The organism is uncultured Candidatus Kuenenia sp. (assembly GCF_900696675.1).
Lineage (GTDB): Bacteria > Planctomycetota > Brocadiia > Brocadiales > Brocadiaceae > Kuenenia > Kuenenia stuttgartiensis_A.
This window is the reverse complement of record NZ_CAADGZ010000055.1, coordinates 1-22,910: the sequence shown is the minus strand read 5'-3', so window position 1 is coordinate 22,910 and position 22,910 is coordinate 1. Positions and strand designations below refer to the sequence as shown.

19 protein-coding genes and 1 pseudogene are annotated in these 22,910 nt (G+C 42.1%); 16 read left to right on the top strand and 4 right to left on the bottom strand.

Going from position 1 to position 22,910, the window contains the following annotated elements; translation table 11 throughout:
• From QZT26_RS09715 to QZT26_RS09700, 4 genes and pseudogenes are all read right to left on the bottom strand, one after another.
• Positions 1-894, bottom strand: an 894-nt coding sequence (locus tag QZT26_RS09715) for a hypothetical protein (protein WP_295101869.1), incomplete at its 3' end; no start/stop codon positions are given.
• A 261-nt stretch (positions 895-1,155) separates the two neighbouring features.
• Positions 1,156-1,293 (bottom strand): annotated as a pseudogene (locus QZT26_RS09710) (IS1595 family transposase); the annotation flags it as partial.
• Between the two features lie 53 nt (positions 1,294-1,346).
• The gene (locus QZT26_RS09705) at positions 1,347-1,718 is read right to left on the bottom strand and encodes a universal stress protein (protein ID WP_197705191.1); all 372 of its coding nucleotides are present in this window, start codon (positions 1,716-1,718) and stop codon (positions 1,347-1,349) included.
• A gap of 69 nt (positions 1,719-1,787) precedes the next feature.
• Positions 1,788-4,223 carry a cation:proton antiporter gene (locus tag QZT26_RS09700; RefSeq protein WP_295101866.1) on the bottom strand — a complete coding sequence of 812 codons (2,436 nt, stop codon included), beginning with the start codon at positions 4,221-4,223 and terminating at the stop codon, positions 1,788-1,790.
• Positions 4,224-4,682: 459 nt separating this feature from the next.
• Between QZT26_RS09700 and ndhC the strand changes: the two genes are divergently transcribed.
• The 16 genes from ndhC (at position 4,683) to QZT26_RS09620 (ending at position 22,428) form a co-directional block, all read left to right on the top strand.
• Positions 4,683-5,036: an NADH-quinone oxidoreductase subunit A gene (gene ndhC, locus QZT26_RS09695; protein WP_099325613.1), complete on the top strand. Its 354-nt coding sequence runs from the start codon at positions 4,683-4,685 to the stop codon at positions 5,034-5,036.
• Positions 5,027-5,494, top strand: a complete 468-nt coding sequence (locus tag QZT26_RS09690) for an NADH-quinone oxidoreductase subunit B (RefSeq protein WP_099325614.1) — start codon at positions 5,027-5,029, stop codon at positions 5,492-5,494. Before ndhC ends, QZT26_RS09690 begins: the two co-directional genes overlap by 10 nt.
• Positions 5,495-5,518: 24 nt before the next feature.
• Entirely contained in the window at positions 5,519-6,019 is a 501-nt protein-coding gene (locus QZT26_RS09685) for an NADH-quinone oxidoreductase subunit C (RefSeq protein ID WP_099325615.1), read from the top strand.
• Positions 6,016-7,206 (top strand): NADH dehydrogenase (quinone) subunit D, encoded by a 1,191-nt coding sequence (nuoD, locus tag QZT26_RS09680; protein WP_295101864.1) that lies wholly within the window; start codon positions 6,016-6,018, stop codon positions 7,204-7,206. Before QZT26_RS09685 ends, nuoD begins: the two co-directional genes overlap by 4 nt.
• Positions 7,207-7,214: 8 nt before the next feature.
• Positions 7,215-7,709 carry an NADH-quinone oxidoreductase subunit NuoE gene (gene nuoE, locus QZT26_RS09675; protein ID WP_295101863.1) on the top strand — a complete coding sequence of 165 codons (495 nt, stop codon included), beginning with the start codon at positions 7,215-7,217 and terminating at the stop codon, positions 7,707-7,709.
• A gap of 393 nt (positions 7,710-8,102) precedes the next feature.
• On the top strand, positions 8,103-9,953 hold the full coding sequence (locus QZT26_RS09670; protein WP_295101861.1) for an NADH-quinone oxidoreductase subunit NuoF: 1,851 nt from the start codon (positions 8,103-8,105) through the stop codon (positions 9,951-9,953).
• The gene (locus tag QZT26_RS09665) at positions 9,950-12,622 is read left to right on the top strand and encodes a molybdopterin-dependent oxidoreductase (RefSeq protein ID WP_295101859.1); all 2,673 of its coding nucleotides are present in this window, start codon (positions 9,950-9,952) and stop codon (positions 12,620-12,622) included. The genes QZT26_RS09670 and QZT26_RS09665 overlap by 4 nt, the downstream gene beginning before the upstream one ends.
• Before the next feature lie 487 nt (positions 12,623-13,109).
• Positions 13,110-13,448: a hypothetical protein gene (locus tag QZT26_RS09660; protein ID WP_295101857.1), complete on the top strand. Its 339-nt coding sequence runs from the start codon at positions 13,110-13,112 to the stop codon at positions 13,446-13,448.
• Positions 13,449-13,862: 414 nt separating this feature from the next.
• A complete protein-coding gene (locus tag QZT26_RS09655; protein ID WP_295101856.1) occupies positions 13,863-14,150 on the top strand; it encodes a hypothetical protein in 288 nt (95 codons plus the stop codon).
• Entirely contained in the window at positions 14,143-15,141 is a 999-nt protein-coding gene (gene nuoH, locus QZT26_RS09650; RefSeq protein WP_164995548.1) for an NADH-quinone oxidoreductase subunit NuoH, read from the top strand. Before QZT26_RS09655 ends, nuoH begins: the two co-directional genes overlap by 8 nt.
• Complete coding sequence (locus tag QZT26_RS09645; RefSeq protein ID WP_099325624.1) at positions 15,138-15,557, top strand: NADH-quinone oxidoreductase subunit I; 420 nt, start codon at positions 15,138-15,140, stop codon at positions 15,555-15,557. Before nuoH ends, QZT26_RS09645 begins: the two co-directional genes overlap by 4 nt.
• An 18-nt stretch (positions 15,558-15,575) precedes the next feature.
• A complete protein-coding gene (locus tag QZT26_RS09640; protein WP_099325625.1) occupies positions 15,576-16,085 on the top strand; it encodes an NADH-quinone oxidoreductase subunit J in 510 nt (169 codons plus the stop codon).
• A gap of 1 nt (position 16,086) precedes the next feature.
• Complete coding sequence (gene nuoK, locus QZT26_RS09635; protein ID WP_099325626.1) at positions 16,087-16,389, top strand: NADH-quinone oxidoreductase subunit NuoK; 303 nt, start codon at positions 16,087-16,089, stop codon at positions 16,387-16,389.
• A gap of 7 nt (positions 16,390-16,396) precedes the next feature.
• The gene (gene nuoL / locus QZT26_RS09630; RefSeq protein WP_295101852.1) at positions 16,397-18,325 is read left to right on the top strand and encodes an NADH-quinone oxidoreductase subunit L; all 1,929 of its coding nucleotides are present in this window, start codon (positions 16,397-16,399) and stop codon (positions 18,323-18,325) included.
• Positions 18,326-19,218: 893 nt separating this feature from the next.
• Complete coding sequence (locus tag QZT26_RS09625; RefSeq protein ID WP_099325628.1) at positions 19,219-20,802, top strand: NADH-quinone oxidoreductase subunit M; 1,584 nt, start codon at positions 19,219-19,221, stop codon at positions 20,800-20,802.
• A gap of 180 nt (positions 20,803-20,982) precedes the next feature.
• A complete protein-coding gene (locus QZT26_RS09620; RefSeq protein ID WP_295101849.1) occupies positions 20,983-22,428 on the top strand; it encodes an NADH-quinone oxidoreductase subunit N in 1,446 nt (481 codons plus the stop codon).
• The last annotated feature ends 482 nt before the right edge of the window (positions 22,429-22,910 follow it).

The following is a 22,910-nucleotide window of genomic DNA, read 5'->3' as shown; positions in this document are numbered from 1 at the left end:
TGATGATTCTTCTTCAGGATGCTCTTCTGTTCCATGAGGAGTTTCGTTTTCAATAGGAATCGCCTGAGATAATTCTCCTTCCGGCGATGGCGTGTGGATTTCCCTTTCTTCCTCAATCAAAGATTGCTCATGGCCAGTGGGTGTAACAGGCAGAATAGGCATTGGTGTAGCAATGGTATTATCTTGTGCTGTGGTATCCGAAAGTGCCTCTTTTGCAAGAATATCAGTATCGCTGCGACTTTCTGTAGTGATGGCATGCTGTGGTGGAACCTCTTTTATTGATGATTCTTCTCCGGGATGCTCTTCTGTTGCATGAGGATCTCTTCTCGCAATAGGAATGGCCTGAGATAATTCTCCTTCTGGCGATGGTGTATGGATTTCTTTTTCTTCTTCAACCAAAGATTGCCCATAACCAGTGGGTGTAACAGAGGGAATCGGTGTTGGCGTAGCTACAATATTATCTCGCCCTGTGGTATCCGAAAGCGCCTCTTCTGCGTGAACAATCGGCCGGTCATCTTTATTGGTGTGTGCTATTTTCTGCGAATACTTATTTTCTGCATGTTCAGAAGTATAGGGTTCTTCTTTTTCAGTTGTGATAACATCGCTATTACTATTCGGCGTCTGAATACCGACGTCTCTCATATCAACCGTTGTGGGGGATGGGTGTTCTATAACAGGCGTTTGAATGGGTTGATTGTCCCCAGCAATAGTTTGTGTCCCATTTTCTTCTACTGCTAAAGAAACCCTTTCTTTTTGAGTGTCGGCATGAATTGGTTGTGAATCGTTGGAAGGTTCCAAATGCTTCGCTTCCAACACTGGCGCACCTAACATATCGGTACAATACAGGGAGATGAATACTATCAGAAAAACCAGGCTGGATTTGTAGCTACTCATGAAAGCATTGTGGGCTAGAGAACTTTCTGCGAGGATAGAATTAAGAACAACAGAATCAATATATTTACATTATAAAACAGGAAACATCTTAAATACAGAAAAAGTTTCGCAAGGGTTCAATATATTTTTAATTGGGGTATTTACCTGAATTTGTTAAGTATTGCTAAATATTTTAATGATTTTGTGTTTTATGCCCTTGATAAATTAATTTTAGATGATTATACTATGTCTCATTTCTTTGTTGGAAGGGGGTATTATTTCTTACGATTTAACTTTCGTTAAAACCTTTTGACTTTTATCAAATGTCGTCGGTTCTATTTGTGTTGCCTTTTGAAGAAGCCGGTAGAAAAGCTTGCCGCGATATTTCGAGGTTATCCGGTTGAATCTAAACGTATACTCAAAATAATACAATCCTCAATCTGCAATTTGCCGACTGTAGATTACTGACAGCCTTACCCCCTTATGCACAATACAGGACAAGGGGCGTTTCTTATCACCTTCTCTGCCACACTACCAATAAACATATGGGAAATGCCCGTACGGCCGTGAGTACCCATAACTATAAGATCTATCCCAATATCTCTGGCTGCTTTTAAAATCCCTTCACAGGTGTCCCCCGCCCTCATCAATATTTCAATATTTATACAGCACCTTATTTCTTCTGGAATACTGCTAATAAATTTCTGTTCTATCTCTGCATCCGTTTCCTCGGTACGGTTTAACTCCGTGTCAAATTTAAGCCCGCCATAATCAGAGGCATGTTCTTCCTTTACATAAATAAGATAAAGGCCTGGCAGTTTCCCTTGTTGCCAATTTTGCCGCATATGCAAGCGCATTCATGGCGCAATTTAAATAATCAACGGGACAAAGGATTTTCCGATAGTGAATCATTTTTACCCCTGTGTATTCAGTTTAACGCAGCCCTTTTTAATTCCTTCTTCTGCTTTTGCAACAGAGACGATGTCTTGTGCGTCGCCCTTCTTCTGCAGGAATGCCCTTAAAAAATAAGGACATATGATAGAGGTAAGCACGATTACCATAATAGCAGAGGAAAATACGGCGCTGCTAAATATTTCCATATCTCTGCCTATTCCTGCAAGTATTAGAGTCCCTTCCATCTTTATCGCCATACCTATGCCTATAGTCAAACGATTTACTCCGCGCTCAATCGGGCAAACGCTGCAAAACATCTTTCCTGCAATAGCGGCACCCGTTATAGCAAGTCCGAGGATCGCTGTATTTACATGTAAAAAACTCATTAGATCAACCTGCGCCCCCACTTTAACAAAAAGTATTGGCACTATAATCTTATAAAATGGCCTTATAAAAGATTCAATAGTACGATATTCTTCTTCGTCGAATTCGTCGGAATCACTTAGTTTTACATTCCGCAGGAATAACCCTGCAACAAATGCCCCTATTACTGTATGAAGCCCAATTGTTCCAGTCATAAAGGCTAACAAGAGGCACAAAACTATTACAATAGGAATATTTAATCCCTCTTTAGCTCTTTTCGTTAAAAAGCTGCCGAATTTTTCGCTATATCTCAAAATAATTACTAACGCAATGGTAAGGAAAGAAATTGCGATACACACGCTAACTAAAATATGCAGGAAAGAATTCCCTTCACGAGCGACAAATCCGCTAACGAGGCCGAAGGATAAAATAACCATGATCTCTGTAAGAACGCCGGCACCGATGAGTATCCTTCCTTCCAGGGTATTCATAGCCTTTAATTCGCCTAAAATTGCCGTTAATAATCCCATTCCTGTACTGGCCAAAATAATTGCTAAAAGCATCTTTGTGCCATTTGAGGCATCAGGAAGGAAGAAATGCCCTGCCACAAGACCCAGTCCGGCAGGGACGATAATACCGCCCATGCACACCAGTAAAGAGGAAGCCCCTGCCCGTAATAACATCCTGATATCGGTATGAAGCCCTGCGGTAAAGAGAAGTATCAACGTTCCAAAATATGATATCATCTTTAAAAAGGGCATTGTCTTGAGAAATTCGAAAAAATCCCCTCCGGTAAAGATATAGATATTGCCTAACACTAGTCCTGCCAATAGATTACCCACTACCGAAGGCAACTGAACGTTTTTTGCCAGCAATTCTCCTATCTTGGCAGCAATAAGTATTATGGCGATGGCAAGGATCACACTATGGGATGGATCTTTGTGCAATATATCCCAGGCAGGCCTTGAAACTCCCTCTTCTTTCACAGTGTCTAAGCGGTGTTCTTCTGAAGCTATTCCTGTTGTTGATTCATCGGTATCCTTTGTTGGCAGTCCAGCATCTCTCTCTTCATTCACCTGAGAAGAACCTTCAATATGCGTAAACGGCAACAACTCCAAGGGGATAGTTGGCGCTCCGCGTTCTACATCATGCGATGGCTTATCCTTTTCTATCGGAACCAGTGATTCTTCTGTGTGAGCGGATGCAGCAGGATATTCCGGAGTTGGAACAGGCATGGCGGAGAGGACGCCTTTTTCTTCAGCATCTCCCGGAGTCGCTGTAATTATAGCATGCTGCGGCTCAATTTCCTCTATTGATGACTCATCTCCTGGATGTTCTTCTGTTCCATGAGGAGTTTCGTTTTCAATAGGAATCGCCTGAGATAATTCTCCTTCCGGCGATGGCGTGTGGATTCCCCTTTCTTCCTCAATCAAAGATTGCCCATGGACAGTGGGTGTAACAGGTAGAATCGGCATTGGTGTAACAAGTGTATTATCTTGTGCTGTGGTATCCGAAAGTGCCTCTTCTGCAAGAACATCAGTATCGCTGCGACTCTTTGTAGTGATGGCATGCTGTGGCGGAACCTCTTTTATTGATGATGATGATTCTCCCTCTGGCGATGGTGTTGGTGTATGGATTTCCTTTTCTTCTTCAACCGAAGAGTGCCCATAGCCCGTAGGTATAACAGAGAGAGTCAGTGTTGGCGTAGCCATGATATTATCTTGCTCTGTGGTATCCGAAAGCGCCTCTTCTGCGGGAACAATCGGCCGGTCATCTTCATTGGGGTGTGCTATTTTCTGCGGATACTTATTTTCTTCATGTTCAGAAATATAAGGTTCTTCTTTTTCTGTTATGATATTGTTGCTATTACTATCCGGCGTTTGAATGGGCTTATTGTCTCCTGCAGTAGTCTGTGTACCATTTTCTTCTACCGCTAAAGAATCTCTTTCTTTTTGAGTGTCGACATGGATTGATTGTGAATCATTGGAAGGTTCCAAATGCTTCGCTTCTAATTCCGGCGTACTTAACATAATGGCACAGAACAGGGATATGAAAACTATAAGAAAAGCCAGGCTGGATTTGTAGCTACTCATAAAAGCATTATAGGCGGAAAAACTTTCTGCATGGATAGAATTAAGAACAACAGCATCAATATATTTGCATTATAAAACAGGAAACATCTTAAATACAGAAAAAGTTTAGCAAGGGTTCAATTATTTTTAATTGGGGCATTTACCTGAATTTGTGTAACTATTCAGCGTAAACGATACACGACTCGTTCCCAAACCTTGTACTGAACATAGTGAAGTATCTGTTTGGGAACGAGTTGCGCTCTTATCTCCGGTAGTTTAATAAATTACACTGAATAGTTACGAATTTGTTAAGTATTGCTAAATATTTTAATGATTTTGTGTTTTATGCCCTTGATAAATTGATTTTAGATGATTATACTATGTCTCATTTCTTTGTTGGAAAGGGGTATTATTTCTTACTGTTTAACTTTCGTTAAAACTTTTTGACTTTTTCATAAATAGTTCTATAATCCCGGTCAAATGATACAATATCTGCCCATTTTAATTTTATTCTTTGTAGCACTCGGTTTTGCACTAACCAATGTAGGGATTTCAGAGATCCTTGGCAGGAAAAAACCATCCGAAGAAAAACTTACTCCTTACGAATGCGGCGTTGAGCCGGTGGGGTCCGCGCACGAACGTTTTTCCGTAAAGTTTTACCTGATTGCAATGCTTTTTGTTGTATTTGATATAGAGGTTATCTTTATGTATCCATGGGCAGTTGCCTTTAAGTCATTAAAGCTTTTTGGATTCATTGAAATGGTGATATTTATTGGCATATTGCTTATTTGTTATTTATACATTTGGAAAAGGGGGGGATTGGAATGGGAATAGAGAGCCATCTGGGTGATAATATTCTGACAACCACCTTGACAACAATGGTAAATTGGGCAAGAAAATCCTCTCTTTGGCCAATGCCCTTTGGTTTGGCTTGTTGTGCAATAGAGATGATGGCCGTTGTAGCGCCGCGTCATGACCTTGCACGTTTCGGCGCCGAAGTGTTTCGATTCTCTCCGCGGCAGTCAGATCTAATGATTGTTGCGGGTACGCTTACCTATAAAATGGCCTCAGTGGCGAAGAAGATATACGAACAAATGCCTGAGCCTAAATGGGTTGTTGCGATGGGCGCTTGTGCTGTTTCCGGGGGGGTATTTAACACGTACAGCGTTGTACAGGGACTTGAACAAGTAATACCGGTGGATGTTTATCTTCCGGGCTGTCCGCCGAGACCCGAGGCGTTGATTCATGCTATCATGGAAATACAGAAGAAAATCCAGAAAGGATCACTATAAAAGAATATTTCAAAGTATGCCGCGATGAATAATGATTCAATTATTACATTAGTGAAATCTCATTTCCCAGAAGCGATAACCGATTGTTATGATTTTCGTGGGGAATTGACGTTTGTTATAAAAAAAGAACACATTATGCAGGTAGCTGAGTTTTTTAAGAAAAACGAGGAGCTTGAGTGTGATTATTTGTCCGATGTATGTGGCGTTGATAAAATTGAAACAAATGGTGTTTTTGAGGTAGTATATCACCTGTATTCTATGCAAAAGAAACACAGAGTGCGTCTTAAAGTTCCCGTTCCCTCTGATAATCCAACCATTTCAACTGTTACTCATATCTGGAAAACGGCAAACTGGCACGAAAGAGAAACTTATGACATGTTTGGCATTCAGTTTCAGGGTCACCCCGACCTGAGGAAGATACTCATGCCGGAAGATTTTGAAGGCCATCCATTGCGGAAAGATTATCCCATAGATGGAAGACAGCCTGCGAGCCTGAGAGCTATCTACAGAAAGGATGAAGCATGACTACGGCTACTTCCGCAAAAACCACTCATATGATGTCCATCAATATGGGACCCCAGCATCCGAGTACTCATGGCGTGCTCCGGTTAATACTCGAGATGGATGGCGAAACCATTACAAAGGCGGCGCCTGATATTGGATTTCTGCACAGGGGCGTGGAAAAACTAGCAGAATACAAGACATATCATCAATTCATTCCCCTTACCGACCGCCTTGATTACGTGGCGCCTTTCTCAAATAATTTAGCGTATGCGCTTGCGGTTGAAAAATTAATCGGCGTTGAAATTCCCGAAAGAGCGCAGCATATAAGGGTTATGCTTTGCGAACTTACAAGGATATCTTCCCATTTATTGTGGCTGGCCACGCATGCCCTTGATTTAGGGGCAATGACGGTTTTCTTTTATTGTTTCCGCGAACGGGAAACGCTTTACGATATTTTCGAGATGGTTTCCGGTTCGAGAATGAATCTTTCCTATATACGGATTGGCGGTGTTGCGCGCGATTTGCCCGGAGGTTTTCTGAAAAGCGTTGAAAAGTTCGTGAATGAATTTCCTTCAAAACTGAAGGAATATGAAATACTATTAAAAGATAATCCGATTTGGAAAAAACGCACAATTGGCGTTGGTTATATTTCCCCGGAAGAAGCGATTGATTACGGGTTGAGCGGGCCGAGTTTAAGAGGTTCCGGGGTGGACTGGGACGTAAGAAAGGCAGAACCTTATTCCAGTTATGACAAATACGATTTTAACGTTCCACTGGGAGTGCATGGCGATGTGTACGACAGATACCGTGTGCGTATTGAGGAAATGATTCAAAGCAACAACATTGTTAAACAGGCCTTGGATATTCTTCCGAAAGGAGATCACATTGCCCATGCCCCGGCTGTTGCATTGCCGGCAAAAGAAGCGGTGGAAACAAACATGGAGGCTATGATTCACCATTTTAAATTAATTACCGATGGCATTTGCCCGCCAAAAGGCGAAGTCTATTCATGTGTGGAAGCCCCGAAAGGGGAATTGGGATTTTATATCGTCAGCGACGGTTCGAACCGTCCCTATCGTTTAAAAATCAGGCCGCCGTCTTTTGTAAATCTTGAGGCGTTGCCAAAAATGGTGGAAGGAAAGATGCTGCCCGACGTCGTTGCCGTAATCGGGAGTTTAGATATAGTTTTGGGTGAAATTGATCGTTAAAAACAAAAATGGCTGAAACAAATATACAATCCGCTGAGAATGAAGCATTATATCTTTCTAAGACAGAAGATATTTTAGAAAAGTATAAACACGGCAGGGGCTCACTCATTCCCATCTTGCAGACGATACAGACGGCATATGGTTATTTGCCGGAGAAGGTTGTTGATTTTGTTTCGGAAAGATTGAATATAAGCGTGAATGAGATAATTGGTGTTGCGACGTTTTACGCCCAGTTTCATATGAGACCACGCGGCAGGCATATCATTAAGGCATGCAGCGGAACTGCATGTCATGTAAAAGGCGCAAAGCAAATTATTGAAAAACTGGGCAAAAAACTGGACATTCCTGTAGGGGAGACAACAAAAGATACAATGTTTACCCTCGAAGAGGTGGCTTGTTTGGGCGCCTGTTCGCTTGCGCCGGTTATAATGGTGGATGAAGATGTTTATGGCCAACTGTCGCATAATACCGTTGGGAATATAATAGACGAGATAAAGGGTTAGAGCTTGTGGGTAGTTTCTTTGCATTTTTTGCAGTACATTTAATTCCCAAATTCCAACCTCAATTTATACACTACAAATTATAAAGAGCAATAAAGTAAGATAAATCAATGTCTTTTCGACTAATTGAATTCTTTAAACATGTTATGTATAGTGTATATTGTATACACTACACGAATAGTTTATGTTTTTATTAAAGGAAGCGAAAACTATTGAATATACAGGCTTTCCGCATATATATTCAATGTAGTGTATAAAATTAGCTTCGAAGTCAGGTTAATTGTGAAATCCGAAGTTGCCAGTCTACAGACTGCCGACTGGAGACTGCCGGTTGCAGGTTGCAGATTTTCTTATTTGTTTGGTTCTGGCTTGTCCTTGTTGAGGAGTTTCTGCTAAATGGTTCTTGACGAAAGGTCTGAAGGTTCAAAAGTGGATGCAATGCCCGCCAGGGCCAGGATAATTGTTGGCATGGGAACATGTGGCATTGGCGCTGGCGCGAGGGGGGTATTAAAAAGTATCGAAAGCGAACTTGCCAAACAACAGATTCAGGCGGATATTGTTCATACAGGGTGCATTGGTTTATGTTCCTATGAAGTACTTGTTGATATAATAATCCCTGGCCGTACCAGGGTAACGTATAAAAATGTGAAGCCGCAGACCGTCCCTCTGTTATTGGAGGAACACGTAAGAAAAGGGGAAATTGTTAAAAACCATGTATTGTCTCAAATGGTTGCGGAAGAGGGGTGCGAAGAGCCATATCCGCTAGTTCCTTTTTTTGATGAACTGATCATTAATAGACCGCAGCGCAAGCAGATTTTGAGGAATTGCGGCTACATTGACCCTGATAGCATTGAGGAATATATTGCCCGCGGCGGGTATGAAGCCCTTAAAAAAGTACTAAAGACAATGAGTCCGGAGCAGGTGATTGAGGAAGTGTCTAAGTCAGGTTTGAGAGGAAGAGGGGGCGGTGGGTTTTCTACCGGCAATAAGTGGGCGTCGTGTGCAAAATATTCTACCGATGAAAAGTTTGTTATCTGTAATGCTGACGAGGGCGACCCTGGTGCATTTATGGACAGAAGTCTACTGGAGGGTGACCCGCACGCAGTCCTTGAGGGCATGATTATTGGCGGATACGCCATTGGCGCAACGAGTGGTTACATATATATCCGTGCGGAATATCCTCTGGCGGTTAGAAGGATTAAGCATACTATTGAGCAGGCAGAAAAATATGGGTTTTTGGGTGAGAATATTTTGGGCAGCGGATACAGCTTAAATATTTACATAAAGGAAGGCGCAGGTGCTTTTGTCTGCGGAGAGTCCACGGCATTACAATATTCAATAGAAGGCAAGCGGGGAATGCCGCGCACAAGGCCCCCTCAATCTGTAGAGGCGGGACTGTGGGATAAGCCAACTGTGTTAAATAATGTGGAAACCTTTGCGAATGTCCCTCTTGTAATGAATAAGGGGGCAGGTTGGTATGCTCAGATGGGAACAGACAAAAGCAAAGGTACGAAGATATTTTCATTAACGGGGAAAATAAAACATCCGGGCCTTGTAGAAGTTCCCATGGGCACAACTATCCGGCAAATCGTATTTGATATAGGAGGGGGGATTCCCAGGAAAAGACGGTTTAAAGCCGTTCAGATTGGAGGGCCTTCCGGCGGTTGTTTGCCTGAATCATTGCTGGATTTTCCTATCGACTACGAATCATTATTGGAAATTGGCGCGATGATGGGTTCTGGTAGTTTTGTAGTGGTGGATGACGGCACCTGTATGGTGGAAATGGCTCGCTTTTTTATGGATTTTTGTGCGCGCGAATCATGCGGAAAATGTCCTCCATGCAGAATAGGCACAACCCTTATGCTTGATATACTTACGCGGATTACTCAGGGAATGGGTGAAGAGGGCGATATTGCAATGCTTGAAGAGATGTGCGGAGAGGTGAAGACCATGTCCCTTTGCGGTCTTGGGCAATCAGCGCCCAATCCAATCAAGTCCACTTTGCGGTATTTTAAAGACGAATATATCGCTCACATCAGAGACAAAATTTGCCCCACCGCCACATGTACGGCGTTGCACAGGTATGAGGTTATCCCAGATAAATGCACCAAATGCCAGGCCTGTATACGTAATTGTCCTGTCAATGCAATCAGTGGCAGCAAGACGGAAGTTGCTTTTATTGATAAAGCAAAGTGTATTAAATGTAATGTGTGTTACGAAAAATGTAATTTCCTGGCAATAAAATGAAAATTATCCATCTGACAATAGATGATAAATCAATCGTAGCGCCTGAAGGCACAAATATTTTTCAGGCGGCATTGGACAATAATATTTATATTCCAGGCCTGTGCTACCATCCAAAACTATCCCAGTTTGGCGGATGCAGGCTTTGTTATGTTGAAGTTACTGAAAGGAATCAAACAAGACGCCGTTTCGCCTGTGCACATCCGGTATCCGAGGGGATGAGCGTAAAAGTAAATACAGCAGAAGTGAATCGCCATAGAAAAGCGGTAATGGAATACCTGCTTGCTCATCATGAACTTGCCTGCCCCACCTGTAATAAATCCGGAGAATGCGGACTGCAAAATATTGCCCATGAACAGGAATCCCCTCTGGGAAGATTCAAGACGGCAAGGATGTCTGCTCCGGTAATTCGGGATAATCCGGTTTTGGAATTAAACAGAAACCGGTGCGTTTTGTGCGGGCGGTGTGTAAACGCATGCAAGGAAATAGAGGGTGTTGGCGCCATAGACTTCCAGAACCGAGGGTTCAGAACGGTTATTGGAACCGCCTTTGACAGGCCATTGGATTGCAGTTTTTGCGGAGGGTGTCTGGCGGTGTGCCCGACAGGTGCTTGGCAGGACAGAACGCTGAAGTTCAGCGGCAGGTCGTGGGAATTCGAGGGTTTTCAGACAATTTGCCCATATTGTTCCGTTGGCTGCACAATTGTTTTAAATACAAAAAATGGAAGCGTCAGGCGCGTGCTTTCCGAAGATAAACTGGGAATAAATGAGGGAAATCTTTGTGTGAAGGGAAGGTTCGGGCATGAATTTATTCATTCCCCTGAACGAATAACCACCCCATTGATAAAAAAGAATGGTGAATTTCAGGCTGTCCGGTGGGAAGAGGCGATTGGGTTTGTGTCGGAGACGCTTGGACGAATTATTGAAAAACATGGCAGCAATACGATAGGCGGCATCGGTTCTGAAAAATGTACCAACGAGGAAAATTACCTTTTTCAGAAATTTTGCAGAACGGTACTGAGGACAAATTGTATTGACAACATAGCAAATATGAGGGCGCCATTCTTAAATAGCGTTTTATATAAATCAGTTGAAAGCGGGTTTGCAGCCGCTCCATTGAAGGAAATCGAAAATGCCGGCACCCTGTTTTTTTTTGGCGTGGATATTACCGAGGCACTTCCCGTCATAGGATGCATGGCAAGGAAGGCAATAAAATTGAATAACGCAAATGTGGTGATCGCCAACCCGCGCACTATCATTTTTAAAAATACCGCCCCAAATGAAGCGCGACTAAACTATTCTTTGGGAAGTCAGCATATATTGCTCAACGCAATAATCAAAGTTATTGTTGAGGATAAACTTGTTGATATTAAAAAGTTAGAGTCTTCGGCAAGTAATCTTAGCGATTTACGTTTAGCGGTAGAAAATCTTAGTTTAATTGATGTTGAACGATTGACGGGAGTTTCGCCTGAAATGATACGCAACGCTGCCGGATTGCTGGCGAAACCTGGCAACTGTTGCATTGTTTACGGCAAAGACGTTATTGAAGACCCGCTTGGTGCGGATACCATAAAAACGCTGTTAGACCTTTGCACATTGATTGATATTTCCAATCGTAGTGAAATTCATCCTGGCAGGGTGTCTCTTTTCTGTGCAAGATATCATAATAATTCGCAGGGGGTAAACGATATGGGAGTCGTTCCGGAATCATTACCCGGTTATCTTGATATAAACGATGCATCGAATAAGGAGAGAATTGAAGAATTGTGGGGCGTAAAATTTTCTGAAGATCTTTTATCAAAAAAACCCTTAAATCTGATTGACGCCGCAAAAAATGGGAGCATAAAATCGCTTTACGTAATGGGCGCAGATCCTGTCACGGAGTATCCGAACGGAAAAGAGATAAGAGATAGTTTTAAGAATATGGAATTTATTGTCGTTCAGGATTCATTTATGACGGAAACAGCAAAACAGGCAGATGTGATCTTCCCCTCTGCTACATTTGCCGAAAAAGAAGGTACTTATACCAGTATGGGATTGATCACGCAGCGATTAAACAAGGCTGTTTCACCTGTGGGTGAATCGAAGGCTGATTGGAAAATTATCTGCGATGTATCAGAAAAAATGGGACATGCTTTCCCCTATGCGAATGTAACGGAAATTGTGGATGAAATAAAAAAGGCAGCCCCTCTTTATTCATCCTTAAGTTATGACCGCCTGAAGCGAAAGGAATTTCACTGGCCTTCATCGTTTCCTGAAAAAAAAGAATCAAATACCTGCACGTTTTTTGCGATTCAGGGTAAATCCCTGAAAGTGAATGTAGAAAAAGAATTTCCTTTCATCGTAATGACAGGTGCAAGCCTGAATCACCATGGCGCTTATTCAGCAAAATCAAGGGCATTGGTTTCGATTGCCCCTGAATGTTGTGTAGAAATAAACGAAAAAGACGCAAAGGATATGCAGATTAAAAATGGGGATATGGTTATGGTTGAGTCGCGGGTGGGAAAATTAAAACTGAGAGCAAGGGTAACAAAGAAATCTCCTCCGGGCATAGTTTTTGTGCCAGATGCATATGCAGACTCACCTGTTAATATCTTGATATCTCAGGCATATACACCGGTGAAGATTTATACTGTTTCTGATTTGGTGTTACGCCTGAGCCAAGGTGAATAAAAAAAGGATGTAATAAAGTAGACATGGTGTTTTCGTTAAACGAATCCGCACGGGATTGCTATCCTCTTTCTGGCAGCAAGACAGTCACGAACAACAATGTGACTTCTTTGCGTTTTGCCTATAAAATGGGCGGCAATTCCGGGCTGTTATTCGAATAGACTAATTGGCAACACTCCTTGGCGGATTCAGGTCTGCGACCTGAACCAATGGGTTTATATGTTAACAACGCTTTGTGCGAACGATGACGGGATCAACAATATAAAATTGAAGAAATTATGGGCAAAAAATGGGTTGCGTGGTGGACAGAAATCTTAATTATTGTAACACTTTAGTTTTTTGAAAAATTCCAATAATCGCAGTGTAGGGGCGAAGCATTTGCTGTAAATTGTCATAAATGCGTTCATGCCCAAACGAGCAAATGCTTCGCCCCTGCTTTTTCAAAAAACTAAAGTGTTCATAATTATCAGGCAAGAAAAGAGATAAAAATATGGGAAAAACTAAAATTACTAATGAACAGAAGCCACAATTTGTTCAAGGTATGCCTTTGCTTAATATTTATATTATCAAAGATAACGGAAAATATATGGCTAAATGTCCGGAACTGGACATAGTAACCGAAATGGATACCGCAGAACAAGCCTTAGATGCTATTTTAGAAATAATAAGAGAATATTCAGAAGATTACAGGAATCGTGAAGAAATATTTATCAAAAGCCCTAATAGGTTCCATCATAAGCCTTATGTCGATAAGGTCCTTGAATGTAAAGATAAATGGGAACTATGCGAACTGATAACGGTTAAATATGGCCATATATACATACGATGATATGCGGTTTGTACTTAAGAGATTGGGTTTTAATAAGATTAGAAGCCAAAAACATGAGACATGGGAAAGAATTACGGATGCGGGGACCGTATTACAGGTAAGATTAAGCCACAAAGGTAAACGAGATATACCTAAAGGGACCTTTAATGAGATGTTAAAACAAGCAGGTATTGATAAAAAAATGTTCAGAGATTTACTAAAAAAATAATACAAAAAGGAAAATATACCATACTAAAGAAAATATGCATGAATATTGTGCCTATTTTCTGTGACGGCAGGTTTCTCCTGTTGCCTGAGCGTGAGAGACAGTCAGGAGGAAACTCCTGACTGCATGGGGGTATAAAATGTGGGGTTCAAATTACAAATTTGAATCCGCGATAATCCGGATTTAAATGCAGTATTGAGGTTTTATACATGGCGAAAAAAGGACAAACGTTTTTCTGCGAGATATGCAAGCAAAAGGTTGTTGTTGTTAACGGAGGTTTTGGGGTGCTTGTATGTTGCGGCAAGGAAATGACCCTGGTTGGGAAGAAAGGTATGATGTCTGTCTGGACGTCTGCGCATAAGTCTCCTGAGGAGGGAAGCGGGGTGCACTTTATCTGCGGAATATGCGGACAAAAGATAAATGTGATTTACGAAACGACTGGGATATTGGAATGCTGCGGACAAAGAATGATGATGGAAGAGGTTTCAAATGGATAGAAAGCTACTCATTTTTCTTATCATTGCATCCGTTAAGATTTTCATTGTCTTTAATGTAGTGCAACTAATGATTGTCTCAATGATCTGGTTTGAACGAAAGATATTGGCGCACATGCAGGTGCGTCTCGGCCCGATGCGCGTAGGATTCCATGGTATACTGCAGCCTATTGCAGACGGCATAAAGCTTTTGTTTAAAGAAGATATTATTCCCGCGAAGGCGGAAAAAATACTTTTTGTGCTGGCGCCGGTAATGACTTTGATCCCCGCGTTGTGTACGTTTGCCGTTATTCCCTTTGGAGGGGTAATCAATGTATTTGGACATCGTATAGATATGGTCATTACCGATATTAATGTGGGAATCCTTTATATTTTAGCGGTTTCTTCAATGGGTATTTATGGCATTGTTATGGCAGGCTGGTCATCGAATAATAAATATTCGTTGTTAGGGGGGATACGTTCCTCCGCTCAGATGATAAGTTACGAGTTAACTATAGGCCTTTCTCTCATTGGGGTTATCATGATGACCGGATCGTTGAGTATGGTGGATATTGTGAATGCCCAATCAAAAATGTGGAATCTTGTTTGGCAGCCTTTAGGTTTTCTCATCTATTCGATAAGCGCTATAGCAGAAGTAAACCGGTGCCCCTTTGATATCCCGGAGGCGGAGACAGAGCTTGTGGCAGGTTACCATACGGAATACAGCAGTATGAAGTTTTCCATGTTTTTTATGGCGGAATACGCAAATATGATAACAGTGTCTGCCATTGCGGTAACATTTTTTCTCGGCGGCTGGCATGGGCCGTTTTTGCCGGGGGTTGTCTGGTTTATGCTGAAATTGTCCTTCTGCCTTTTTGGTTTTATCTGGCTGAGGGCAACATTCCCAAGGCTTCGTTATGACCAGTTGATGCATTTTGGGTGGAAATTTCTGCTGCCACTTTCATTGTTTAATATTTTAGTAACAGGACTTATCATGGTTATTCGAGGACTATGATTTTACCGTTAGTGAAAGGTCTATTACTTACGTTAAAACGGTTTTTGAATCCGTTTACGTGTGTCACCGAAAGCTATCCTGATGCGAGGCCAAGGCTTGCCAAAAGATTCAGGGGATTGCCGGAACTGCAAATCGGTGAAGATGGGCGCGAAAAATGTGTTGCGTGCGGACTGTGCGCCAAAGTATGCCCTTCTCAGTGTATTTCCATAGAGGGTGCAGAGGATGAACAATTCAGAAGGTATCCGTCGATGTATGAACTGGATTCTTTCCGGTGTATATTTTGCGGTTTTTGCGAAGAGGCATGCCCTGAAAGGGCCATTCTTCTCGGGGACGTTTTTGAACTCGCCACTGACAAGAATAGCGGCGTTTTAGATAAAGAAAAATTACTGGAATCTGCCAGAAAAAGAAAATTATAGCATGGTAATTAAACTATAATGGAACCATATTTATTTTATGTAATGGCGGCGACTTCTGTAGTTGCGGCGCTCTACCTTATATTTGAGAAAAACCCTATATACTGCGCTTTATATCTGGTTTTTTCCTTTTTGAATATAGCGGTGCTGTATGTTTTGCTTGAGGCGCAGTTTATTGCCGCAGTGCAGATAATCGTATATACAGGGGCGATTATGGTCCTCTTCCTCTTTGTCATCATGTTATTAATGACGAACAGTGAACAAAAGCAGAAAGATGGCCTGCCTTTTCAGCGGATACCGGCAATGGTTCTGGGTCTCGTATTGCTTATTATTATGGGGTTGACGATCAAATCAAAGCTATTCCAGGGCAGGGAAGGGATTTATACTTCCGCAAAGGTCGAAAGCATAGGGCATACACAATTAGTTGGCAAACTATTATTCACCGATTACCTTTTGCCGTTTGAAATGACCTCTGTTTTATTATTTGTGGCCGTTATCGGGGCTATTATATTAGCGAAAAGGAAACAGTAATATGATTACGCTGACTCATTATTTAATTTTGAGCGCTATATTGTTTTCAATCGGGGTTGTCGGAGTACTTATAAGGAGAAACGCAATCATAATCTTTATGTGCATAGAGCTTATGCTGAATGCGGTAAATCTGTCGTTTGTGGCATTTGCCCATTATCTGCACTCTATGGAAGGGCAGATGTTTGTATTTTTTTCCATGACGGTTGCCGCTGCTGAAGCAACGGTTGGTTTGGCCATAATTATTGCAATATTCAGGAACAAAGAAACCGTTGATGTCGATGACATGAATATCATGAAGTGGTAGGGGGCCTATGCTTAATCTGGTTGCATTCATTTTGTTATTTCCCTTAATTGGTTCCGCAATTAACGGGTTTTTCGGCAGACGATTGCGTAAAGAATCGGTAGGATATATCGCCTGCGGGGCAACAGGCCTGTCCTTTTTCATTTCCGTAATTGTTTTCTGCGGACTTCTTTTCTTACCGCCGGAAGAACGTCTTTTTGAAAAACACCTGTTCGGTTGGATTCAATCCGGATCATTCAATGCAACAGCCGGGCTTCAGGTAGACCCTTTGTCCGCCCTGATGATTCTTGTTGTGACTGGTGTTGGATTCCTGATTCACATCTATTCGATAGGGTACATGCATGAAGACAAGGGATATCACCGCTATTTCAGTTACCTTAACTTATTTACCTTTTCAATGCTATTGCTTGTACTGAGCAACAATTTCCTCCTCATGTTTGTTGGTTGGGAGGCGGTTGGGCTATGCTCTTACCTCCTTATCGGATTCTGGTTTGAAAAGAAATCCGCTTCTGATGCAGCGAAAAAGGCATTTGTCGTTAACCGCATAGGGGATTTTGGCTTTGCATTGGGCATTATGCTCATCTTTCTGACGTTTCACAGCATTGATTTCACGGAGGTTTTTAGTGCGGCGTCTCACGGGAAATTTGCCATTGGGAATATAACGATAACATTCATTACACTCCTCTTGTTTATGGGTGCGGCGGGAAAATCTGCGCAGATACCCTTATATACATGGCTGCCTGATGCAATGGAAGGCCCCACTCCGGTGAGCGCCCTTATACATGCAGCAACGATGGTAACGGCAGGTGTTTATATGGTTGCAAGGTGTAATGCTCTCTATATGTTGTCCCCTTTTACCATGACCGTGGTTGCTTGTATAGGGGCTGCCACGGCGTTGTTTGCTGCTTCAATCGGGCTCATGCAAAACGATATCAAACGCGTTTTGGCGTATTCAACGATCAGTCAGTTAGGTTATATGTTCCTTGCCTGCGGTGTTGGAGCGTTTACGGCAGGCGTTTTTCACCTTATGACGCATGCATTTTTTAAGGCGTTGTTGTTTCTCGGTTCTGGAAGTGTCATTCATGCCATGTCCGGCGAACAGGATATGAGAAAAATGGGTGGTTTGAAAAACCACATTCCGGTTACCTATAAAACATTTTTGATAGGCACAGTGGCTATTGCAGGTATTCCGCCTTTTGCGGGATTTTTCAGTAAGGATGAAATATTGCTGGAGGCGTTTGTACGGGGAAATATTATTTATTGGTCTATAGGTGCTGTTGCAGCGTTTTTAACGGCATTTTATATGTTTCGTCTGTTGTTTATGACGTTTCATGGAGAATCACGTGTCGATCCTCATGTGAAAGAACATTTGCACGAATCTCCCCGGAACATGACGGCCCCTTTAATAATACTGGCAGGTCTTTCCATAATAGGCGGTTTTTTCGGGATACCTGGTGCAAACGCCTTGAATCATTTTCTATCTCCAGTGTTCGGAGGACATGGTCATGGGGAAATGCACGGCTCTGAAGCAGGTGGACATCATGGCGGGGGGCTTCCCTATCTTATGATGGTGGTCTCAACCCTTATTGCTGTCGGGGGTATTTGGCTTGCATATCAAATGTATGTGAAAAAACAGGCACTTCCCAAAAAGCTGGCAGAACGGTTTGCGTTGCCTTATAAAGTCTTGTTAAACAAGTATTATATTGACGAAATATATGACGCCGTATTTGTCAACCCTGTGAAAAAGATCTCTGTTCAGTTATGGAAGCGGGTTGATGCAATGATAATTGACGGTTCTGTAAACGGAATTGCACGTTTCTTTGTCGGGACAAGCAATGTCCTTCGCCTCTTTCAAACGGGTTATGTGCGTAATTACGCATTTTATATTGTGGTTGGATGTATTTTTATTCTCATACTGACGACGTGGTTAAATAAATGAGGTTTGTGGCAACAATTTCGTGCCGTGAAAAATTAAAAATGCCTGCTCCAAAGCTTCGGTTTGGGGCACAAGCCAATGTTTGACGGGAATGTTTACGCTGAATAGTTAGTGTGTAAGGCGGATTAGGGGTACATTTTGATTGTTAAACCCGTTCTTATACAAAAAAAAGGAAACAGAGAAAATGAAATCTATATAGTCAAACAAATAAGGTTTTCGAAAAATTTACACCTCCCAGTCCCCTCTATAAAGAGGGAATTAAGGGGCGTGCTTGTATAGTATGCTTAGTTAAATAAATCTGTTTTTTAGAAAGCCATTTTATCGCCAAATTCCTAAAATCATATTTGTTTGGCTATATATAAAATTACCATTCCAAAACGTATCACCGAAGGTGAAGAGCTTATAGTGATTCGCCGCCAGGAATATGATTAGCTAGTAAAACGTCTTGCTGAAGTTAAGGATGCTTTGGCTAAGATAAGGAACAGGTACAGAAGCTTGTCTTGCTAATCCCGGAAGAGAGTATTAAAGAATACAAAAATGCTGCCCAAATAAGGAAGGCGTATATGAAGGCTACGAAAGATTTTCATCCGGCATAATAAATGTTAATTCATAAAACTAAAGATTTTATTGAAGAATTAGCAGGATTGCCCGCTGAGATAGGAAAATTTTATAGAAAACAGTAGGCTATTTTCAAGAAAAATTGGCTCGATCAAAGATTGCATACAAAAAGGCTTAAGGAGTTTTCTGGAGTTTATTCTTTCTGGATTACCATCCGTTATCGGGCATTATTTTATTTCAGAGATGCAGAAGCAGTATTCTTTTCCGTAGGTCATTGAAAGGATATTTATAATGAGTAAATCTAAAAAGGGTTCGTATAATAATACCGGAATGTTCAAATGAATTTGCCAATTCTTACATTAATTACTTTTCTTCCGATTGTTGGAGTTCTCTTAATCCTTTCATTCGATTCCCGGCATAAAGAGTTGATAAGGGTAACGTCCCTTCTTGTCTCTGTAGTCACATTTCTGATTTCTGTTCCGTTATATTTTGCCTTCGATGCGAACACGTACGATATGCAATTTGTCGAAAAATTGCGATGGATACCTTCATTTGGAGTTTCTTACCATCTTGGCATCGATGGAATCAGCCTTTTCATGGTGCTTTTGACGACCTTTATTACTCCCATTGCCATTTTTGCGTCATGGAATGTAAAACGTAACGTGAAGGAATACATGATTGCCATGCTGGTGCTTGAGACGGGTATGGTCGGAGTTTTTGTTTCTCTGGACGTATTTTTATTTTATGTGTTCTGGGAACTTATGCTGATACCCATGTATCTCATTATTGGTATCTGGGGTGGGCAGAGAAGGATTTATGCCGCAATAAAGTTTTTTGTCTATACAATGGCAGGCAGCGTATTTATGCTGCTGGCGATAATCGGATTATTTTTCCTGAATCATAAAGCAACGGGAGAATATACGTTTAACCTGCTGGAATTTTATCGGCTGGATATTTCATATGCCGTTCAGTTCTGGCTGTTTTTGGCATTTTTTCTGGCCTTTGCCATCAAAGTGCCAATGTTTCCCTTGCATACATGGCTGCCGGATGCCCATGTCGAAGCCCCGACTGCGGGGAGCGTCATCCTGGCGGGTGTTTTACTAAAAATGGGCACGTATGGATTTATCAGATTTTGTCTGCCACTCTTCCCGGAGGTAAGCCACTCGTTTATCCCGGTTATTTCATGGATGGCCATCGTCGGCATTATCTACGGGGCGCTTGTTGCAATGGTACAGGACGACCTTAAGAAACTTGTAGCATATTCAAGCGTAAGCCATTTGGGGTTTGTTATGCTGGGCATATTTGCCTTTAATATTCAGGGCATTGAAGGCGGCATTACGCAGATGATAAACCATGGACTGAGCACGGGTGCTCTGTTCCTTATTGTCGGGATGCTTTACGATAGAAGGCACACGCGTTTAATCTCTGACTATGGGGGATTGACGAAACAAATCCCCGTTTTTGCCATCCTGTTTATGATTGTTACGTTTTCTTCAATAGGCCTTCCCGGTTTAAACGGTTTTGTCGGCGAATTTCTGATCTTGGTGGGGGTGTTTAAATCACGCATTTTATACGCATCAATTGCTACTTCCGGAATAATCCTTGCCGCTATATACATGCTATGGATGTTTCAAAGGGTTATGTTTCACAATATTACCCATGAGGAGAATAAGACGTTGAAAGATGTGAGCAGCCGTGAATTGGCTATTATGATTCCCATTGTGCTGATGATATTCTGGATAGGCATTTATCCTAACTCATTTTTGAGAAAAATGGATAGTTCCGTAAAACATCTTCTGGAACAGGTGGAAAGGAAAGTGCCTGTTGTGTTTAATATGCAAAAACAGGAAACCCATGATACGCGGCATGGCAGGAGTATTCCTAAAATTGATATCGTTCCGGAGAACGAAACTGAATGGTAGCAGCGGGGCAACTTATCAATAAATTGAGGCAAACTACCCCATTTGCTTCCTATACTTTCGGCGAATACTGTATAATCGGCAACCGGCAATCTGCAGTTTGCAAATTACAGACGACAGAAATTATTACAAAAACCTCTTTTTATGAATTAAGGTGAGTTTTCCATGCCAGGTATATCGATAATGACATTTAACATCTTAAGCATCCTGCCGGTTCTCGTGCTTGCAGGTTTCGGGATGATAGTGTTGATGATGGATGTTTTTTCATCACGGAAAATGGGAGAAAAGAATTTTCTGGCGTACCTCTCTTTGATAGGAGTAGTAATAGCCGCTATTGTATCCAGAAGTTTTACCGGTACTACCCTCTTTTCTTTCTACGGCGTTTATACAATTGATAACTACGCCCTCTTTTTTCAATTTGTATTCCTGCTGTGCGCCGGACTCACCATCCTTATCTCCAAAAATTATGTTCAAAGAGAAAACATAAACCATGGGGAATATTATACCCTGATATTGTTTTCCACCATTGGCATGATACTCATGGCCTCAGGTGCGGATTTGCTGAATATCTTTATCGGCCTGGAGATTATGTCGATAAGTATTTATATCCTTGTCGGCATGAAACGGACAAGGCTCACGTCAAACGAGGCGTCATTAAAATATTTTTTGCTTGGGGCATTTTCAACCGGCTTTTTATTGTACGGTATTGCAATGGTGTACGGCGCAACGGGTACGATAAACCTGCGGCAGATTGCCGTTTTTCTTGCGGGTAAAGGAAGTGTGGTAGACCCTCTTTTATTAGCCGGTATGGGACTGCTCATTGTAGGGATAGGGTTCAAGATTGCATCCGTACCCTTCCATGCATGGGTGCCTGATGTGTATGAAGGGGCGCCCACTGCGATAACGGCATTTATGGCGGTTGGGCCAAAGGCCGCAGGATTTGCCGCTTTTATGAGAATATTTTTTACCGCCTTTGGTCAGGCACACCATGATTGGGAAAAGGCTATTTGGGTACTAGCGGTACTCACCATGACAACCGGCAACATTATCGCGTTAGCGCAGACAAACATTAAGCGCATGCTTGCCTATTCCAGCATTGCACATGCGGGATACCTTCTTATTGCTTTGGTAGCCGCAAACAATATGAGTGTATCGGCAGTGTTGTTTTATCTCCTGGCGTATTTGTTCATGAATATTGGCGCGTTTGCCGTTGTCATTGTAGTAAGCCAGAAGGAAGATAGTTTCCTGAAGATTAGCGATTTTAACGGTTTAGCCTTTAAGCATCCGAGGCTGGCAATTGCCATGACGCTCTTTTTACTTTCCATGGCCGGAGTTCCGCCTACTGCCGGTTTTGTAGGAAAATTTTATATATTCAGTTCCGCCATAAAATCCGGCTACGTGTGGCTGGCCGTTATCGGAGTGATAAACAGTGCCATCGCCGTTTTTTATTATTTAAGGGTAACGGTAGCAATGTATATGCGCGACCCGGAAAGAGAATTTCAGCCACTCACCCTTTCCCCCTTCATCTTTGTCGCAATAGTAATATCAATCATCGGCACTATCCAACTCGGTATCTTTCCCGCGAAAGTGCTCGAAATTGTCCGGCAGTCTGTTCTGATTTTAAGATAGATACTTTGCAACCGGCTGATCCGCATTAAAAACACTGCTACTGCAGAGATGGATAGTAGCACAGATTAAAAAATTCACCATCGGTAGGGGGCGTTCCTTGTGGTTACCCATTACAATAGACCAATAAAGAAATAAATTCTGGCAAAGCATAAAATTCAAAACAAATTCAAAACAAATACAAGACATCCAACTTTCTTATCAAAATGGTGGCGTTATTAAATTCAGGGCAGAGTGGGCAGAGGAAGCGGAAATAGCCTTCGGAGCATTTATGAGGTATGGAGAGGACGTCAGCGATGAGTCGATCGATGGGGATATCGTTTCGTAATGAGCGCAAGAGTTGAGGGGAAAAGAGACGGGCCATGGCAGACCTCCTTAAAAAGATTGAATTTCAGCAAGAGCCTGATGGAAGATATCCTGGGTAATTTCCTGTGATTGTCTGATGGAAGCGTTAATCAGGCAGGCGGTGGAAATGGCGTTGATTT

Bases quoted from the DNA above. Each gene is read 5' to 3' on its own strand.
- ndhC (WP_099325613.1), top strand. From the start codon at position 4,683: ATGATACAATATCTGCCCATTTTAATTTTATTCTTTGTAGCACTCGGT.
- nuoD (WP_295101864.1), top strand. From the start codon at position 6,016: ATGACTACGGCTACTTCCGCAAAAACCACTCATATGATGTCCATCAAT.
- QZT26_RS09640 (WP_099325625.1), top strand. From the start codon at position 15,576: ATGGAACCATATTTATTTTATGTAATGGCGGCGACTTCTGTAGTTGCG.
- QZT26_RS09620 (WP_295101849.1), top strand. From the start codon at position 20,983: ATGACATTTAACATCTTAAGCATCCTGCCGGTTCTCGTGCTTGCAGGT.
- QZT26_RS09705 (WP_197705191.1), bottom strand. From the start codon at position 1,718: ATGCGGCAAAATTGGCAACAAGGGAAACTGCCAGGCCTTTATCTTATT.
- nuoL (WP_295101852.1), top strand. From the start codon at position 16,397: ATGCTTAATCTGGTTGCATTCATTTTGTTATTTCCCTTAATTGGTTCC.
- QZT26_RS09655 (WP_295101856.1), top strand. From the start codon at position 13,863: ATGGCGAAAAAAGGACAAACGTTTTTCTGCGAGATATGCAAGCAAAAG.
- QZT26_RS09670 (WP_295101861.1), top strand. From the start codon at position 8,103: ATGGTTCTTGACGAAAGGTCTGAAGGTTCAAAAGTGGATGCAATGCCC.
- QZT26_RS09685 (WP_099325615.1), top strand. From the start codon at position 5,519: ATGAATAATGATTCAATTATTACATTAGTGAAATCTCATTTCCCAGAA.
- QZT26_RS09690 (WP_099325614.1), top strand. From the start codon at position 5,027: ATGGGAATAGAGAGCCATCTGGGTGATAATATTCTGACAACCACCTTG.
- QZT26_RS09700 (WP_295101866.1), bottom strand. From the start codon at position 4,223: ATGAGTAGCTACAAATCCAGCCTGGCTTTTCTTATAGTTTTCATATCC.
- nuoE (WP_295101863.1), top strand. From the start codon at position 7,215: ATGGCTGAAACAAATATACAATCCGCTGAGAATGAAGCATTATATCTT.
- nuoK (WP_099325626.1), top strand. From the start codon at position 16,087: ATGATTACGCTGACTCATTATTTAATTTTGAGCGCTATATTGTTTTCA.
- QZT26_RS09660 (WP_295101857.1), top strand. From the start codon at position 13,110: ATGGGAAAAACTAAAATTACTAATGAACAGAAGCCACAATTTGTTCAA.
- QZT26_RS09665 (WP_295101859.1), top strand. From the start codon at position 9,950: ATGAAAATTATCCATCTGACAATAGATGATAAATCAATCGTAGCGCCT.
- nuoH (WP_164995548.1), top strand. From the start codon at position 14,143: ATGGATAGAAAGCTACTCATTTTTCTTATCATTGCATCCGTTAAGATT.
- QZT26_RS09625 (WP_099325628.1), top strand. From the start codon at position 19,219: ATGAATTTGCCAATTCTTACATTAATTACTTTTCTTCCGATTGTTGGA.
- QZT26_RS09645 (WP_099325624.1), top strand. From the start codon at position 15,138: ATGATTTTACCGTTAGTGAAAGGTCTATTACTTACGTTAAAACGGTTT.